General features: G+C 44.5%; 17 protein-coding genes and 1 other RNA gene. 7 read left to right on the top strand and 11 right to left on the bottom strand.

Annotated features, from left to right (window positions below; genetic code table 11):
- The first annotated feature begins 32 nt into the window (after window positions 1–32).
- Window positions 33–1,778, top strand: coding sequence for a hypothetical protein (locus tag WCW_RS07085; RefSeq protein ID WP_013182527.1), 1,746 nt, complete (start codon window positions 33–35; stop codon window positions 1,776–1,778).
- Here WCW_RS07085 and WCW_RS07080 read toward each other — a convergent pair.
- A complete protein-coding gene (locus tag WCW_RS07080; RefSeq protein WP_013182526.1) occupies window positions 1,705–3,156 on the bottom strand; it encodes an MATE family efflux transporter in 1,452 nt (483 codons plus the stop codon). The two genes, WCW_RS07085 and WCW_RS07080, sit on opposite strands and share 74 nt — an antisense overlap.
- Before the next feature lie 113 nt (window positions 3,157–3,269).
- Here WCW_RS07080 and WCW_RS07075 point away from each other — a divergent pair, with 113 nt between their 5' ends.
- Complete coding sequence (locus WCW_RS07075; RefSeq protein WP_013182525.1) at window positions 3,270–4,094, top strand: SDR family oxidoreductase; 825 nt, start codon at window positions 3,270–3,272, stop codon at window positions 4,092–4,094.
- Here WCW_RS07075 and WCW_RS07070 read toward each other — a convergent pair whose 3' ends face one another.
- Window positions 4,095–5,099 (bottom strand): TauD/TfdA family dioxygenase, encoded by a 1,005-nt coding sequence (locus tag WCW_RS07070; RefSeq protein ID WP_013182524.1) that lies wholly within the window; start codon window positions 5,097–5,099, stop codon window positions 4,095–4,097. It abuts the gene before it with no gap.
- A gap of 79 nt (window positions 5,100–5,178) precedes the next feature.
- Between WCW_RS07070 and WCW_RS07065 the strand changes: the two genes are divergently transcribed.
- Together WCW_RS07065 and serC are read left to right on the top strand one after the other, a co-directional pair.
- Window positions 5,179–6,102 carry a threonine ammonia-lyase gene (locus tag WCW_RS07065; protein ID WP_013182523.1) on the top strand — a complete coding sequence of 308 codons (924 nt, stop codon included), beginning with the start codon at window positions 5,179–5,181 and terminating at the stop codon, window positions 6,100–6,102.
- A gap of 4 nt (window positions 6,103–6,106) precedes the next feature.
- A complete protein-coding gene (serC, locus tag WCW_RS07060; protein ID WP_211259910.1) occupies window positions 6,107–7,192 on the top strand; it encodes a 3-phosphoserine/phosphohydroxythreonine transaminase in 1,086 nt (361 codons plus the stop codon).
- Here the strand turns inward: serC and mscL are convergent.
- Complete coding sequence (mscL, locus tag WCW_RS07055; RefSeq protein ID WP_013182521.1) at window positions 7,168–7,584, bottom strand: large-conductance mechanosensitive channel protein MscL; 417 nt, start codon at window positions 7,582–7,584, stop codon at window positions 7,168–7,170. The genes serC and mscL overlap by 25 nt on opposite strands.
- A gap of 98 nt (window positions 7,585–7,682) precedes the next feature.
- Between mscL and WCW_RS07050 the strand changes: the two genes are divergently transcribed.
- A complete protein-coding gene (locus tag WCW_RS07050) occupies window positions 7,683–8,162 on the top strand; it encodes a hypothetical protein (protein ID WP_041941578.1) in 480 nt (159 codons plus the stop codon).
- A 9-nt stretch (window positions 8,163–8,171) separates the two neighbouring features.
- On the opposite strand, the gene WCW_RS07045 is transcribed toward WCW_RS07050, so the two are convergent.
- From WCW_RS07045 to WCW_RS07025, 5 genes are all read right to left on the bottom strand, one after another.
- Window positions 8,172–8,591 carry a peptide chain release factor family protein gene (locus tag WCW_RS07045; RefSeq protein WP_013182518.1) on the bottom strand — a complete coding sequence of 140 codons (420 nt, stop codon included), beginning with the start codon at window positions 8,589–8,591 and terminating at the stop codon, window positions 8,172–8,174.
- A 7-nt stretch (window positions 8,592–8,598) separates the two neighbouring features.
- A complete protein-coding gene (locus tag WCW_RS07040; RefSeq protein ID WP_013182517.1) occupies window positions 8,599–9,810 on the bottom strand; it encodes a UPF0158 family protein in 1,212 nt (403 codons plus the stop codon).
- Between the two features lie 147 nt (window positions 9,811–9,957).
- Complete coding sequence (dapF, locus tag WCW_RS07035; protein ID WP_013182516.1) at window positions 9,958–10,812, bottom strand: diaminopimelate epimerase; 855 nt, start codon at window positions 10,810–10,812, stop codon at window positions 9,958–9,960.
- Window positions 10,781–11,371, bottom strand: coding sequence for an ATP-dependent Clp protease proteolytic subunit (locus WCW_RS07030; RefSeq protein ID WP_013182515.1), 591 nt, complete (start codon window positions 11,369–11,371; stop codon window positions 10,781–10,783). The genes dapF and WCW_RS07030 overlap by 32 nt, the downstream gene beginning before the upstream one ends.
- A 109-nt stretch (window positions 11,372–11,480) precedes the next feature.
- Entirely contained in the window at window positions 11,481–12,965 is a 1,485-nt protein-coding gene (locus tag WCW_RS07025) for a glycine hydroxymethyltransferase (protein WP_013182514.1), read from the bottom strand.
- Between the two features lie 167 nt (window positions 12,966–13,132).
- On the opposite strand from WCW_RS07025, the gene cdsZ reads away from it, so the two are divergent.
- Both cdsZ and rnpB read left to right on the top strand, forming a co-directional pair.
- Window positions 13,133–13,909, top strand: coding sequence for a zinc ribbon domain regulatory protein CdsZ (gene cdsZ / locus WCW_RS07020; protein ID WP_013182513.1), 777 nt, complete (start codon window positions 13,133–13,135; stop codon window positions 13,907–13,909).
- An RNA gene (rnpB, locus tag WCW_RS09835) (RNase P RNA component class A) lies at window positions 13,909–14,249 on the top strand. Before cdsZ ends, rnpB begins: the two co-directional genes overlap by 1 nt.
- Window positions 14,250–14,270: 21 nt before the next feature.
- Here rnpB and hemH read toward each other — a convergent pair.
- The 3 genes from hemH to WCW_RS07005 are packed head-to-tail and all read right to left on the bottom strand — an operon-like array spanning window position 14,271 to window position 17,323.
- Window positions 14,271–15,275 carry a ferrochelatase gene (hemH, locus tag WCW_RS07015; protein WP_013182512.1) on the bottom strand — a complete coding sequence of 335 codons (1,005 nt, stop codon included), beginning with the start codon at window positions 15,273–15,275 and terminating at the stop codon, window positions 14,271–14,273.
- 4 nt (window positions 15,276–15,279) lie between these two features.
- Window positions 15,280–16,074: a pyrroline-5-carboxylate reductase gene (gene proC / locus WCW_RS07010; RefSeq protein ID WP_013182511.1), complete on the bottom strand. Its 795-nt coding sequence runs from the start codon at window positions 16,072–16,074 to the stop codon at window positions 15,280–15,282.
- A gap of 4 nt (window positions 16,075–16,078) precedes the next feature.
- Complete coding sequence (locus WCW_RS07005) at window positions 16,079–17,323, bottom strand: glutamate-5-semialdehyde dehydrogenase (protein WP_013182510.1); 1,245 nt, start codon at window positions 17,321–17,323, stop codon at window positions 16,079–16,081.
- Between the last annotated feature and the right edge of the window lie 4 nt (window positions 17,324–17,327).

Below are 17,327 nucleotides of genomic sequence, written 5' to 3'. Positions count from 1 at the left end.
TTTAAATACTTCTTTCTCTTATACTTAAGAGTATGTCATTGATAAGCTCTTCTTTATCTTTATCTAGCAAGGCAATGATCGAGTTTCCTTCCAGGTGGGAATTGGATTTGCAATCTCCTTCCCAAAGGGCGTTTCTCGCTGCTCATCCCGCAATTTTTAATCGCCTTGACGATACAGTTCTGAAACAAATTCCGCATCATCCCTGGTTATCTGTTTTAGTCTATGCACTTGAGTTTCCTGAAACTTTGGATAAGAAGGCTTGGAATATGCTATATGCGGATTTATCTCTCAAAGAGACTCATTGCATCTTGTGCTATATTTTTGAACATCCTGAATTGATTCAGGGAATGGATCTTGGTTCAGCCGATACTCTGTCTATTCAGCCTTGGGGGGGAGCCTTCCATAATTTCCATCAACTGGGGATGGATTTGATGAAAAAAGAAGGTGAGTTTGAAGAGAATCTTGTCATGAATTTTTCAAAGGGCATGGCCCGGAAAGTTAAGAAAGTTTATGAGACTGAAACGGATTGGAGAGATTTGAAATCAACATCTGTTGATTTCACAAAAGGAAAAATCATTAAGGTGCTTGGCAGAACGGTTTTATTCCAACCTAATGATTCTGATAAAATATTTGCCTGCAAATTTTTGCGCACAGGGGAGTCTATCTCGGAATTTTGCAGAGAAAAAGCAATGATTGAAATTTTTAGGGAGTGTTCACGTTTTAAAAGCCGCTTGCCGATTCCCATTTCCATTTCTAACCCTAAGAGCCTGCCCTTTGAAGAATTCCCTGTAGATGTGGAAAAAGATCAGCCTGCATTGTATGTGCAACAGGTAGAAGAACACTACTATCATTACCTTCACCAGATTAAGGATGATTCCACCTGGAATGAGGCGCGCAAAAAATTTCTTTTCGACAGTGGGCTGCAACTATCTCTTGGCCAACTTCCTCCATTCGTCGAACTTTTTCATAATGAGGAATCAGTCCGAAAGTATCAACCTCTTGCCAATCTTATTCCAAATATTAACAGGGGGGCGGGTCGTTTAGAAACTCCATTTTTAAAAACGCAGTATCCCAATGCAGGGGCATGGGGTGCAAGGGATGTAGGCGATGGGCCCCATCTGTCTGAGGTAGTTAAGAATCCAACTTTGGAGTCTTTCGATCTTTTTAAGCTAAAGAAAGGAAAAGTTCATTATTTGCTCATGAATGGATTGGCCAAATTGATGCTTGTTGACAGCTTGTTGCTTTTGCACCGTCTGAGATTGCAAGAGAGGTTGGATTGGAAAGATCCGAGCCTTGTCCAAACTGTTGCGGGCTGGTTGAAAGAAGGTCAGATTGAAGCGTTATGCGGATTCACTCAGAAATCCCTGGATATGTGTAGGGCATTCATTGATCAGCTTCCTATTGACTGGGATAGGCAGGCAAAGCAGATCATGTTTTGGGTTCAAGACGACGAGAAAGGATATCCTCAATACTTAGACGCCGGAAAATTGCCGGAAGGGCTGTATGATTCCAAGATGTCTTCTGTTATTGATTTAAAAAAAGCCCAAAATTATTCACAAGGCGTTGGATTTTTGAGCGGATCGGATGCCGATATTGGATGTTACAACGGTCCTTTGGGCTGGATCGAGAGTGAAAAGTCGTGGTACTGGATCAGCGCGTTTGCTGTCGGCGTCCATATTTGTCAATCGAAAGATGTTTATTCCATTAATGAGAAAAATTTGTGCGAGAGTCAGAAAAAGTTAAAGCTTCGTCGTCTCTCGTTTTCAGAAGAGATATAGTTTGCTTCTTTGCCCAGCTTCCTTGAGCAAATCTTGCGTAGCAGATAGAGGTTGATGCTGCCGCAAAAGTCAGCCAAATCCAAAATGAAGTGTCAACAGGCATTTTCCAAAGTGTCATCAATAAATAGGTGGGTGCCAGAAGCAGCAGCCAGGTTGTTGCGATGCTGGTGACAAGGATAAAGAACGTATCGCCAGCGGAGCGGAGGATTCCATACAGCAGGCAGCGGATATTTTCAATGATGATGTAAGCTCCAATGACTAGGCTGCTTTTTATCACGTAATTGCGTGCTATAGCCAGTTCTTCAGAAGTCAGCGAGGATAAACGTTCAGCTCCTTCCAGGCGCTCCGGATCTTGGAGGAAAAGATCGACAATCCACTCGCTGCCGAGCCAAAGGAAAGCCATTAGGCTGATCCCAAAAACGGCAACAATCTTGCATCCGGAGAGGAAGGCTGTCATCACTTCGCCTTTGCGGCCCAAGCCGATCAGGTTCCCGCTCACGCTGGAAATTCCTTGTTCCAAACCGATTCCGAAGAAAAACATCGACATCAAAATGCTTTGCCCAACGCTTGTCACAAGGATGTGGACAGCGCCCAAATCGTTGAGAAGCAGGTAGAGTGCTGCCCAAGCGCCGAGTTCTAAAATTGCCGCCAGAGCTTCGGGGCCTCCAATCTTGACCATTTCCCAAACGGCTCTAAGGTCTGGTATCCACTCATTTGTTCCAAACGTTTCTCTATTTTCCCTTTTCAAGAACAGATAAAGCATCACTCCGTTCTGGCAGATCAAGCCTATGCCGGTTGCAAGACAAGCCCCCATGATTCCCATGCTTGGAACCGGGCCGTATCCGAAAATCAAAATAGGATCAAGGATAAGATTAATTAGGTTTCCAAGCAGAGTGAGCCAGGTGATGATCGATGTTTTGCCTTGTCCGATGAAAAATCCATTTAATCCTCCAAGCAAGCACATAAAAGGGCTGATCGCCATGGTTAGGCGGTAGTAGAGCACCTGCTCTGTTTCAATAGGGGAGCCTGCGAATGCCCATGGAGCAAACCAGATGGCTGCGGCTCCGAAAGGGATGATGAAGAACAGGCTAAGCCAGATCATTTGCCAAACAGGTTTCCCCATCATCAAATACTGCTTGGAACCATTGTATTGTGCTGCGAAAATTCCGGAGACATTTGTCAATGTTTGTCCGCCGAATGTCAAGGCCCAGGCAGTCATTCCGCCGCTGACTGCTGCACTTAAAGCGTCTGTTGAGTAACGGGCGAGAAAAAGCCGATCCACAGTCAGCATTCCAAGCATGGATAAAAAGGATAAGATCAGAGGCAGCGAAATCGTCAGGAGAGTTTTGACGCTGCCGTCTCGAACTTCAAGAGACATTTTTTTAACCGATAAATATAAAAAGAAAATATTTATTAAATAATATCACATTCTTGATTTGTCGTAAATCTTTTTTTTCTTCATTATGTTGAATAAACAAGGAGATGTTTTGTATGTCTTTAAAGGGTCGTACAGTATTAATTACAGGGGCCAGTCGAGGAATCGGAGAGGCGATTGCTTTGCGTTGCGCCGAGGATGGGGCAAATGTCGTTGTTGCGGCAAAAACCAGCAAGCCGCATCCAACACTTCCCGGAACCATTCATACAGTTGCTGAAGAGATTGAGAAGCGGGGTGGAAAAGCGTTAGCAGTTCAGGTGGATATTCGCAATGAAGATCAAGTGAAAAGCGCTGTAGAACAGGCTTTAGAGTCTTTTGGCGGCATCGATATCCTGATTAATAATGCTTCAGCCATCTTTCCTACAGCAACTCTGGATACTCCGATGAAAAAATTCGATCTGATGGTCTCTTGCAACATGCGTGCTACATTCCTTTGCTCTAAACTCTGTTTACCGCATCTCATCACAAGCGAAAATCCCCATATCCTTAATCTTTCTCCTCCGCTTAGCTATGATCCCAAATGGCTCAAACCTCACGTAGCCTATACGATGTCTAAATATGGCATGACGATGTGTACTCTGGGAATGGCGGAAGAGTTCCGAGAACAGGGGGTTGCCGTCAATTCGCTATGGCCTAAAACGACAATCGCTACCCAGGCAATTAAAGCCTTTTTCCCCTTTCTAATGGATAAGAGCCGCAAACCATCGATTATGGCTGATGCCGCTTATCATATCGTTACCCAAGAGAGCAAAGTCGTCACAGGGAATTGTTTTTTAGACGAAGAAGTGTTGATAGAGCACGGGATAACGGAATTCGATCAATACGCACAAGCTCCAGGACAAGAACTTCAGATCGATCTATTTGTAGAAAGCTCTGTTTGATCAACGCGTCATTGCCGTCAGGATTTTTCTCTTCCCTTTAAAAGGAGCGCGGCCATGCATGGTTAAAAGGTTGTCCAACGCCATCACGTCCCCTTTTTGCCAAGGGAAATAGATGGAATGCTTGTCGAGGATGTCGTGAATGTGGTAGATATCCTCTCTTGGAATTTTTTGGCCGTCGGCAAAAAAGATTTCATCAACCATCGTATGTTTTCGGCAGTAAAAGGCACGCATGGCAAGATAACGCCACCATCCGATGAAACGGGGATTGTAGTCGAAGAGATGAACTTGATTGAACCAAACTTTTTCTTTGGTTTTCGGGTGTTCTAGAAATGCAGGGCGTAGGCGGCTAATCTCTAGCCAATCATTGACATTCCATTTGCATCCGATATTGTTTTCTCTACACCGCTTTTCGACCTCTTCTTTTTGATCTGTTTCAAAAACATCTATCCATGTTTTGTGCCCTCTTTGAAACTTGTTGATGAGATCCATCAGTGCGCTTTTATGATAATAGCGGGAGACATATTTAAGCTTCTTTTTCTCAAAACGTTCTTTTGTTTCCTGCCTCAAGGATTTCAAAATTTCCCTGGCGTTGCCAATGAATGTTTCTCCACCCAGTTTGGAAGGGGTTTCGCAAAAAAAGAAAATATGACTAGGGTAGTTGTCGGCAAAGCTCATTTCGTTATGTAAATGGATTTTGATAGCGGGAGGAGCTTCAGTGGAGGTATAGACACTGTCTTTTACTTTTTCGCGCGGTGCTCCTCCTCCAATATAGTCGACGAATTCTCCCGTATCCAGGGCTCGGACGACGTTTGAAAACTCCTCAGGCTTGTGAACGGGGAATCCTCTGAACAGCAACCCTCCGTATTTGAGCATGTTTTCTTTGAGAAATGCGTTTTGCTCTTTGATGATCTCTATCAGATCTTCGAAAGCAGGATTGGGGAAGTTGGGTTCGATGACCAAGGGGAGTTTTTGCTCGTTGATAAACGATACTTTGATCTCTTTCATTGTTGCTCTCTATCGATATTGCATTTATACCGATCATTATTTTAATTTGACACAATACATTGATCGGGAGTTTTAATCTATGAATATTCGCCTTTTTAAGGAAGCTAGAGAGAGAATTGCTCCCTATATCATTGAAACACCGCTTATTCAATCCCTAGAATTTCCAGGCCTCTATCTAAAGTGCGAGAACTTTCAGTGGACCTGCAGCTACAAGCCTCGCGGAGCTGTCAATGCAGCTCTTCAAAAAATTCAGCCAGGCGTTGGGATTGTGGCGCGCTCATCCGGAAATTTTGCGCAAGGGATCGCTTATGCAGGAAATCGGCTAGGTTTTCCTGTTGCGGTTGTGATGCCGGAACATGCGCCTGCCTTAAAAGTTAAGAAAACAGAAGCTTTGGGAGCCGAAGTTTTTTTGCATGGAACGACGCATGCCGAAGGGGATGAGAAGGTTGCCGAGCTTGTTTGTGAAAAGGAAAGGATCATGATCCATGCGTTTGATGATCCTGATGTGATTGCTGGACAAGGGTCTGTAGCATTAGAGGTGTGCGATCAGCTGAAAAAACCGCACTTTTTTTTTGGTCCGATTGGCGGCGGCGGGATCATGGCAGGGTGTTCTTGCGTGATTAAACAAATATCTCAGCACACAAAAGTCATTGGAGTCGAACCCGAAGGGGCTGCTAGATTGACAGCCTCTTTGGAAAAAGGTGAGCGTCTGCATTTGCCGTCGACAAAAACCATTGCAGATGGACTCCTTTCTCCCAGTGTAGGAAAGCATAACTGGCCTTTACTTAAGAAATATATCGACTCAACTGTAAAGGTATCGGAGCAAGAAATCATTGAAGCAATGAAAATACTGTTTAACGTTTTTGGCTTGGTCGCGGAGCCCTCTGGAGCTGTTTCTTTTGCCGGTTTTCTGAAAAAACGGCCGTTGAGTGGTTCTGTAGTTTGCGTGATTACTGGGGGCAATGTGGATCGGCAAAAATTTTTAGAGTGGCTTCATGGATAAAAAAATGTACAATTTTAGCGCAGGGCCTGGAGCCTTACCGGACACCGTGCTTCAAGAAGCTCATCGTCAGCTTCTTAACTACCAATCAAGCGGTTTATCTATTCTTGAAATGGGGCATCGCACACAATTATTCGAAGACATTTATGCTGAAGCGCGCGATTTAATCAGAAAGCTTCTAAAAATCCCTGATACATTTGAAGTGCTTTTGCTTCAGGGAGGAGCAACATTGCAATTTTCTATGGCTCCCTTAAATCTGGCAATTGAAGGAAAAGTCGTTGATGTCTTGCATACAGGGTATTGGAGTGGAAAAGCGATTGCTGATATTAAGCGAGTCAGCCCCGTTAGAATTGTTGCGAGCTCGGAAGATTCAGGTCATTGTTTGATTCCCAAAGTTTCACAAGACAACTTTAATCCTGATGCTCCTTATGTGTATCTGACGTCCAATAACACGATTTACGGGACGCAGTGGCATACTTTTCCGGACACGGGAAACGTTCCGATTGTTGCAGATATGACATCGGATATTTTTTCAAAACCTTTGGATTTTTCTAAATTCGGCGTGATTTTTGCCAGTGCGCAAAAAAACGTAGGAATTGCCGGCGTTACGCTTGTGATTGTACGTCGTGATCTAGCGGAAAGGTGTCCCGAGCATGTGGGAACTCTTCTGCAGTATCGTACGCATCTCAATCGAAATACAGTCTACAATACAGCTCCGGTTTTCGGCATTTACATGATGTTATTGGTCCTCAGATGGATGAAGGAGAAAGGGGGGGTGGAAGGCTTGATGAAGATCAATGCGGAAAAAGCAAAAAGAGTCTATGCTGCAGTGGATCGGCATGAAATCTATCTCAGCAGAGTCAATCCGGAAGACCGGTCTGAAATGAACGCCTGTTTTTTTATTCAAGGAGGCTTAGAACAGAAGTTTGTTGAAGAGGCTTTAAAGCGTAAAATTATCGGGATTAAAGGGCATAGCGAAGCTGGTGGAATCCGTGTTTCCCTTTATAATCCTGTCGCTTTGGAAGCTGTTGACGCGCTAGAGGAGCTGATGGAAGATTTTGCCCTATGTTATTCCAGTTTTGTCGTGCAATGACCGCATCTTTTTGCTTTTTTGGGGATGGATAGCTTGCATTCGGGACACTCTTTCGTTGTCGTCTCTTTTTCTTTATGTTTGGTGAGCTTATTGACTGTTTTGACAATTGCAAATGTGGCGATAGCAACAATAGTGAAATTAATCAGCGTATTCAGAAAAGCTCCATAATTCACATTGACGGCTTCTTGATTTCCAGACGCCTGTTTGATCGTCACCGATAGATCGCTAAAATCCACTCCGCCGACTAGCCAACCGATCGGAGGCATGATCATATCATTGACAAGCGAATTGACGACTTGGCTAAAAGCAGCACCGATAATGATACCTATTGCCATATCGATCGCATTTCCTCGAATGGCAAAAGTTTTAAATTCTTCAAATATTTTTTTCATGAATTCGTCCTTAAGTAGATACTGGAATTATATATAGTCAAAAATAAGAAAAATTTGCAAAGTAGTCGTGAATCTATCTGATTAAGGAGAAAAATCACATGCAAGGGATCACTGGATTTTCTAAATCAATCAATCGTTTCGTAGAGCAAAATTGCTGCTTAATCTCGTCGTTTTTAGATAAGCATCCGGTTGTGTATAAAATAGCCTTAGTCGCTTGCCATTTCTTTCGAGCTGCTGCAATGTACGGGTTGATGACGGTGTCGCCGCTTTCGTTTGCCACAACTTGCGTAACGATGGTAGCAGCTTCAGTTCTTTATCGGGCTGCAGTTGAACGTTTTTGCTGTTTTCGATTCGCTCTTCCCTCTTGTATCGGGGCGGGTGCGTATTGGATCTCGAAAATTTCGATGATCCAATTAGTTTCCGGTGTTGCCTTTGACTCTGTTGGCCTTGCATTTTTTAACATTGCAGGAGCGTTGCCATTGATCGGATATATTGGGTATGTCGCGTATGTTTCTCATGAGGAATACGAAGCTAAAATGGGAAGGCCAAAACTGCATTGCGGGTCATGCGTGAGCTAGATACATTTTTCAATAATGATCGGTATACTCGGATTCGGGCTTTTGCCGTAACTTTTTTTTTTCAGATTGATGCCGTTTCTCTTCGAGTATTTTTTGTTGCTGCCTTCTAGATCGCCGCTTTTTCTGACGTTTGATTTTTTCGATCTCTTTCTGTTTTTCAGTTTTGATCTTGAGGATCTTTTCTTCGATTTTTTCGCAGAGAAGCCGGCGTGCATAGAAGCGATTTAATTCGCGTGAACGTTCCAACTGGCATTTGATCTCAATTCCTGAAGGTTCATGTTTGAGATAAACGCAAGAGGCTGTCTTGTTGACTTTTTGGCCTCCTTTTCCGGAGCCAAGAATAAACTTTTCCGTAAGATCTTCGTTGCGGATTCCCAAGCTTTCCATCCGTCTTTGAAGTTCATTGATCTTCTCGGGACGGATGTGCATAAACAAGCTACTTTTTCTTTTTTGTTGATTGAGATTCTGCCGGTTTCGTCCGTATCAGTTTGCGAATAGGACGCTTGGTTGGTTTTGTTTTTTTTGCAGCTGGTTCTTTCGGAATAATCCGTTTAACCGGTTTTTTTTCAGGTACTTTCTGTATTTTTTTCTTTACGGGTTTTTTTTCTTCTTTCTTTTTTTGGATAGAGTTTTTCTTTTCTTCCAACTTCAAGAAAAGCTCTTTATCTTCATCACCTAGTCCTTCATAAGAGTCTCCAACAAAAGAGTCTTTTTCTTTTATGCTGGTTGGAGCTTCATTATCATCGTTCATCCAATTGCTGGAAAGCTCTCGCAATTGCGCCAGCTTAGCATTGATATTGTTCATGCTTTCCTCCATCTCGTAGGGCGAGGTGCCATTCTTGAGATGATCCAAAAGTTCTTTACCAGTTTCGAATCGAGATGAAAAAGTGACATCGGCAATACTGGTGATATCGGGAGTGAAAAGAAATGCACGCACTGCTGAGGGAACTGTTGTGTAGATATCCACTGTCACTTGAGGCTCCATTTCAACTTTTTCCTGCTGCTTAGGCGGGCGGCCTCTTTTGGGTCTTGGATTAAGTGCTTCGTTGGAATAATAGGATTTTGCTTTGGTCATCAATGTTTTCCGCGCAACTTCAACATCTTTGGGCACTTTTTTATCGAAGAGGTGCTCTTTGAGTTTTTCTACAGCTTTTGTTGAAAGATCGAGATCCTCTTCAAAGACGAAGTTGAAGCTATTGCTGCGAAGCCATTCGATGATACGGATGCGTGAACGTTCTTGATAAAACTGCTGCCATTTTTCCAGTTCCATGTGATGGTCGTAGATGAACTCCAGGAAATTGTCGCGGGCCTCTTTGGACTGGATGATATCAAGCAATTTTTCCTTGGTGTCAATATCGTAAACCTTTTCATTGACGAAGCTTTCCATGATTTTTTTGGATTCGAAGAAGGAAAGTTTGGGAATGGGGGAGTAGCGTTCAGGGTCTTTTTCGAGTTCAGATTCCAGGTTGTCAAGCTCTTCTTGAGTTTTGTCGAGGTCGACATAGATGATAAATCCTTCAATTTTATCAAGGTAAAAATCGCGTTCATCATCTGATTTAGCAAAAGCTTCCATAAGGCGATGCGCTCTTAAAATCAGTGGGTTTTGCGCTTCTGGATGCGAATTTTTTGATTTAGACTTTGCCAACATAATTAGGTAATTCCTGAAATCTTTGATTGAATTCTAATGCATTATTGTAAAGGAAAAAACTTCAGCTTTCAACCTAAAGTCCGAACTTTACAAATTTTTTAGGAAAATTTCTCTATCTATACCGATCATTATAATTGACGACACGCCCTAGATAGAGAAATTTCCTCGGAATATGAATTCTGCCGGCCCTTTCATAACGATCTGATCAATCCTTCCAAGAGAACCGGAGATCTTGAATTCTAAGATATCCCCGGAAGCGACCTGAATTCGGATAGGATTGGCAATCTGTTCTTTGGTCCAGGCAATGATTGCGCAAGCGGTTGCGCCGGTACCGCATGCCATTGTTTCTCTTTCGACTCCGCGTTCGTAAGTGCGTATGTAAATGAGTGAGGGGTCGCTTTCATCAATGTGATAAACATCCACATTTGTGCCTTGAGGCATAAATTTTTCGTGGTAACGTATTTTTGGTCCGATGGCATCTAAGTCGAAGGCGGAAAGTTTCTCTACCGAAAGCGTTGCGTGAGGAACGCCTGTATCGAGAAAGTCGACATGGAAAGTTTTTCGACCGATTGACAGTTCAATGTCCCAGGAGATTTCAGGAGCGGGCTGCATGCTGACGGAAACAGATCCGTCATCATGCAGAGAAAGTGGATATTTTTTACCCATCACTTCAATTGTAAACCTAGTTCCTTCGATCCCCAGCTCCTGTAAGAACTTGCCCAAACAACGAATTCCGTTTCCGCACATTTCAGCTTCTGTGCCATCCGGATTGAAAATACGCATGACGAAGTCTGCCCTATCGGAGCGTTCCAATAAGATGACTCCATCCGCTCCCACACCAAATTGCCTGTCGCAAAGATGTTCAGCTAGATCTGATTCTTCGGAGGGGTAAACTTGATTTCGGTTGTCAATCAAAATAAAGTCGTTTCCACATCCGGTATATTTGGAAAAGGGGATGGAGGTCCTCAATTCAAAGGCTTTTGTAGGAGTCGATGATTGCATCTATGAGTCCAAATTCTTTCGCTTCTTCTGCAGACATCCAAGTGTCGCGGTCGATGGCGCGGTCAATTGTTTCATAGTCCTTGCCGGTTGCATCCATGTAGATGCGGACAAGCTTTTCCCTAGTTTTCAAAATTTCCCTTGCTTGGATATCCAAATCGGTCGCTTGTCCCTGAATCACCCCTCCGATCATTGGTTGGTGAATCATGATGCGCGCTTGCGGTGTGACGTATCTTTTTCCCTTTGCTGCGCAGAGGCTGAGAACAGATCCCATAGAAGCCGCGAGTCCTGTCACCAGCGTTGTCACAGGAGAAGAGATCATCTGCACTTGATCCCAGATAGCAAATCCGCTATCGACCGATCCTCCCGGACTGTTGATCACAAAGAGGATAGGTTTTCCAGGATCTTTCAATTCCAAATACCATAGTTTGCGGATGATTTCGTTTGCGGTCTCGTTATCCACTTGGTTCGATAAAAAGAGGCGGCGTGCCTCTAAAATTTCTATATCGATCAGGTCGTCGATTTTCAAATAATGCTCTCCATTCAAATCTGATTTAGCCATAGCAGTCTCCTTTTGATCTTAATTATGTTCCTTTATTGTCCTTTTTTCAAGAATTATACCGAATCAATTTCAAGAATCGATTTTTGACGCAATCACGGGTTGAAGTTGATCACGATTTTTCCAGGACAATTTCCGGATACAGAGGGTGCCCTTTCAAGAGATCGGAAACTTTGGAGCGCACACGATCAAAAACTTTAGGATCGGTCTCACTTTTTGCTTTTGAAAGTGCGCCCGTTTTTTCCACTGTTGACGGACGGGTGTTTTCCAAGATGTCGACAATGAGATTAGAAATTTCCTTCATTTCGCTTTCTTTCATTCCCAAGGTAGTCAATGCAGGAGTGCCCAACCGGATACCGGTTGTGTACCAAGGGCCGTTTTTATCAAAAGGGATCGCATTGCGGTTGATGGTAATGCCTGCTCGACGTAAGGCTGTTTCTGCATGGCGTCCGGTAAGGCCGAAAGAAGAGAGATCGACAATGACCAAATGGTTTTCCGTTCCTCCAGTGACCAGGCGGACTCCTCTGGACTGCAGAGCGTTTGCCATAGCACGCGCATTGTCGATCACTTGCTTTGCATAGGCTTGAAATTCAGGGGTGTTAGCTTCGTTAAAAGCGACAGCCTTGGCTGCCATCACGTGAGGCAGCGGACCTCCAAGCACAAGGGGACACCCTTTGCGGATCACTTCTTCATACTCTTTTTTACACAGGATTAATCCGCCTCGAGGGCCGCGCAACGTTTTATGCGTTGTGGAAGTGATGAGATCAGCGTAAGGGACAGGATCATATTCGCCTTTCAGCTGTTTGCCGGCTACAAGTCCTGCAAAATGAGCCATATCGACCATGAGTGTGGATCCGATGCTATCTGCAATTTCACGCAGCTTTGCGAAATTCAACAGCCTGGGATAGGCAGAATAACCGGCTAGGAGGATGACAGGGCGCACCTCTTTAGCTTGCTGTGCAAGCTTTTGATAGTCTAGCAATTCCGTATCAGGATCAACATCATAAGTGTGGGCTTGCATCATTTTGGAAGAAACATTATGGATGTACCCATGTGTTAAATGGCCTCCGGCGTTCAGAGACATTCCCAACATTTTTTGGTTCATCATCAGCTGGCGTGCTTGCTCATATTCTTCAGGCGTCAGCTCGTCGAGTGTTTTTTTTCCTAATCTTTCAATCTCTTTATTTTGCACTTTGTGGACGAGGATGGACCAAAAAGCAACCAAGTTTGCATCGGCTCCTGAGTGAGGTTGAACGTAGGCGCAATCACAATTGAATATTTTTTTTAATTTTTCCTGCGCTTGCTCTTCTACGCTGTCGACATTTTCGCATCCTGCGTAAAAACGATGGTTAACATAGCCTTCGGCGTATTTATCTGTAAGAAAGTTGCCCATTGCTTGTTGCACTGCCAGGGAAGAGTAGTTTTCTGAAGCGATCAGCTTGAGGTGGGTCCTTTGGTCTTCAAGTTCCTTTTTTATGGAGGCAGCCACTGCGGGCGAGTGGGTTTCCAAATGATCGAGCGCTGCTAAAAAGGAGATTGCTCCGCTGTTTTGTTCGGTTTTTGGAATTTTTTCAAGATAGGCGGATAAATAAGTCATTCGGAACCTTATTTCAAACGGTTGATTCGGTATAAATTTGGCATCTCTTGCACTTCCCTGTCAAGCATTTGGTCGTTCCAACACAATAACGTAGAAAAAGAACTTGAGGATTAAGGGGAAAAGCCGTATCCTCTTAGGTTGAATGTTAGATTTAACTTAGGAATACCATGCACGAAGCTCTTAAAGACATCTTACCTATTCAAGAATTCGATATGCAAATGATCCAGTTGATGAAGCTTAAAAAAGAGCGGACCAAAGAACTCAATCACATCAATGGCATCAAGAGCGATCTGCGGCAAAAAACGATGATCAAAGAAGGCGAGATCATCGAGTTGCGAAAAAATATCCGTCTTCTTGAAGGCGAGGTTAAGGAAGTTGCCGAAAAGATTAAGAAATTGGAAGGGCAGCAAAGCCAGGTAAGGAAAGTTGACGAGTTTAATGCGCTGAGCCATGAAATCTCTCAAGCGGAAAGAGAGCGCGTTGCTAAAGACCAGAGATTGTCGGATCTGTACGATCAGGTTGCTGCCGAAGAAGAAGCTCTGAAGAGCTTGAATGAAAATTTAGAGCTGACTGTTGAAAACAGCAAGGTTCTTGAAAACGAGATCAAGGAAAGCATCGAGCGGATTAACGAAGAGGGAAAAGCGATTCAGAAGCAGCGCGATGAGTTGGTCGGCAGCGCCGATCCCGAGTTGTTCCGCATTTATGAGATGCTTTTGAAAAACAAGAAAGATCGTGTTGTTGTCCCGATCGAAAATCGATGCTGCAGCGGATGCCATATTACATTGACGGCACAGCATGAAAATCTCGTTCGCAAAGGAGAGAGACTTGTGTTTTGCGAACACTGTTCACGTATTCATTTTTGGCAAGAAAGTGAAGCGTTGGAGGGAACAGCGGTTGCAACCAAAACAAGACGCCGCCGTCGCACGACCACAAAATCAACATAACGGGAAGAGAGGCAATCGCCGTCGCTATCAAAGCGAGGGAGGAAAGTCTGGACTTCGCAGGATCGGATACCAGTGAAAGACTGGGGGCCGAAAGGCTACGGAAAGTGTCACAGAAAATATTCCGCGGCGTAAGCCGACAGGGTGAAATGCTTTGTTTGATGAACAAAGCCCCACTAGAGGAGACTCTAGGGGTGATAAACCCTATCCGAAGCAAGACAAAGGTAAAGCGCTTAAGGTGTTCCGCCAAGCTTTCAACAAGTCGCTTGAGAACTTTGGTGACAGGGTTCCTAGATGAATGATTGTCCAATGACAGAATCCGGCTTATCCTCTTCCCTTTTTTTACAATACTTTTTTGATCTCGTTAAGAGACAAGGGATTTTAAGGTCTCAACCCATAATGGATGGTCGTTTAATCCTGGGACGAGGTCAAGCGCCTCGCCTCCATAGCTTTTAAATTCAGCTAGATATTCATTGCCGATTTCATCGATGGTTTCTAAACAGTCGCACACGAAAGAGGGGCTAAAAACCAATAATTTTTTAGCTCCTTTTTGAGCCAGTTCTTTGATAATATCTGAAACATACGGCTTGATCCAAGGATCTTTGCCTAAGCGCGATTGGTAGCAAAGAGTATATCTAGTAGAAGGAAGATTCAGTTTTTTTACAATTGCTTGTGCTGTTGCATAACATTGCGCTGAATAGCACTGACCGTTTTTCTCATTTAATGTTGCACAGCATTCTTTGGACTGTAAGCAATGATTGTAGAAATCGGCCTTGCGCAGCTGTTTTTCCGGAAGTCCGTGAAAGCTGAAAAGGATGTGGTCATAGCTATCCAGCTGAAAATTTGATGCCCGCACGCAAAAGGCTTCAATCATTTTCGGATGAACGGGAAAACTGTTGATGAGTTGTAATTCGGGAATTCTATTCCATTTTCCGATGACTCGCATCACTTCCTCATGGACTGATCCGGTTGTTGCAGATGCATATTGGGGAAAGAGCGGTACGACGACCAGTTTAAAGCATTGTTTTAGCGAAAGCAGTGCGCTTTCTATCGAGGGATTTTGGTAGCGCATTCCTAGTTCGACCTGAAAATGATCCCCTAGGGATTGCTGTAGAAGTGCTTTGACTTGTTTTCCCAGGACGAGCAAAGGAGATCCCTTTTCCGTCCAAATGCGGGAATAGCTTTTTGCTGACTCCTTGTATCTTTTTGGAACGATGATGCCTCGAACCAGAAGCTGCCGTTTGAACCAAGGAAGATCGGTCACTCTAGCATCTGTCAGAAATTGTAGAAGGTACTTTTTAACGTCGGCAGGTTTCTGCGAGTCTGGAGTTCCCAAGTTAACAAGAAGGACGCCTGTACGGGCATGCATGAGGCTACTCATCCTCTTGTTGAGAGAGTTCTAAGTTGCGGTAGTAGGTGGTGATGAACGTATTGAGGATCCCTGCGCGTACACCTTCTTGCTCCATTGCGACCAGCCCTGCAATGGATGTGCCTCCTGGAGATGCCACTTCGAGCTTAAATTGCGCCGGCGGCTTGCCGGATTCTTTCAGAGAAGCAACAGTTCCGCTGATCAGTTGAAAAACCAGCTTCCTGGACTGCTCGCTGTCTATGCCCATTGCGATTCCTGCTTCAATCATTGATTCGATGATGACGCTGACAAAAGCAGGTCCTGAACCGGTTAAAGCAGAGATGGCATCGATTTTAGACTCCGGCACCCAATGCAGATCTCCCAAGTTTGAAAAGAGACGGTTTGCTTTTTCTTTGAAAACTTGCTCCAGATTGTCCGATTCGACTAGCCCGACGATCCCCTCTCCATGAACAACGGGAAGATTGGGCATGATGCGAAGCACAGGAATTTCTGCAAAAAGCGTCTCCAACGTCTGTGTCGTGACTCCTGCAAGGCAGCTGACAACAAGCTGCTCAGCGTAAAATTCCCGGTGCGTCTCTTTTGCTAGTTGATCGATATCTTGAGGTTTAACGGCGATGAGGATCACTTCTGCTTTTGAAATGGCATCAGCTGCGGACTGGAAAGCTTTTCCTCCGATTTCGCTAGCGAGATGCCGAGCCCTTTCCTTATTATGGTCAAAAAGGAATAGGTTGTGTTCGGAGGCTAGCCTCCGCACGATTCCTCCTCCCATTTTTCCGCATCCGATCAGGCAAACATTCATCTTTTTAATCCCTTGTTTGGTAGTTTCCTTCGACAATCCATTTATAGGTCGTCAGCTCTTCTAATCCCATTGGTCCTCTAGCATGCAGCTTCTGTGTGCTGATTGCCACTTCAGCGCCAAGCCCAAACTGCGATCCATCTGTAAATCGGGTGGAAGCGTTGACATAAACCGCAGCTGAATCAACTTCTTGGATAAACTGGTCGGCATGCTGCCGATCGGCTGTCAATATTCCATCGCTGTGCCCTGAGGAGTGTTTTTGAATGTGTGAAATTGCAGCGCTCAGATCGGGAACGACTTTGATGCCCAAGGTCAGAGACAGCCATTCTGTTTCCCAGTCACTCTCTTTTGCTGGTTGAGCTTGGGGGCTTTTCACAATGGACTGGGCCCGAGGATCAAGTTTAAAAGCGACGGTATCGAGTTTTTTGATCACCTGCGGAATAAATGTTTGTGCAATCCCTTCGTGCACAAGGAGGGTGTCGAGAGCATTACACACAGTCGGGCGTTGGGTTTTGGCGTTGTGGATAACCTCTAAAGCCTTTATCAAATCTGCCGATTGATCGACATAAAGATGGCAGATTCCGATACCTCCTGTAATGACCGGAATTGTACTGTGCTCCAAGCAGAATTGATGCAAGCCGCCGCCGCCGCGAGGGATGATCATGTCAATGCAATCACGCATTTTCAAAAGATCCAGAACAAGGGAGCGATCGGGAGAATCGATCAATTGTACAGCATCTGAAGGAAGATCGCTCTTCATCAAGGCCTCTTTGATTAAAGAGACTAGGATGCGGTTAGTTCGGATCGTTTCAGAGCCTCCGCGGAGGATAGAGCAGCTGCCGGCTTTTAAGCAGAGCGAGGCGACATCGGCCGTGACATTTGGCCTGGACTCATAAATTACGCCGATCACGCCAATGGGAGTGCGCCTTTTCGTGAGTTTCAGTCCATTCTCCAGCGTACGCGTTTCAATGGCTTCTCCTACCGGATCTTTTAAAGCGGCCACTTTGCGTATGTCTTCGGAAAGCCCCTGCACACGTTCCTCTAGAGAGAGGCGATCTAGCATGGCGTCGTCTAGTCCCTTCTCTTTAGCCTCATTTAAGTCTTTGCGGTTGGCTTCGGCAACGCTTTCTTCTCTTTCTAAAAGGAGTGTCGCGATCGATTCGAGTGCACGATTTTTTTGTTCAGTACTCGCTTTGAAAAGTGATTTTGAGGCTTCTTTTGCCTGTCTGCCAAGAAATTCAAGAGCTGCCATTGAT

Source organism: Waddlia chondrophila WSU 86-1044, assembly GCF_000092785.1.
Classification (GTDB): domain Bacteria; phylum Chlamydiota; class Chlamydiia; order Chlamydiales; family Waddliaceae; genus Waddlia; species Waddlia chondrophila.
The sequence above is the reverse complement of the archived record's forward strand: the minus strand, read 5'-3'. Positions and strand labels throughout refer to the sequence as shown.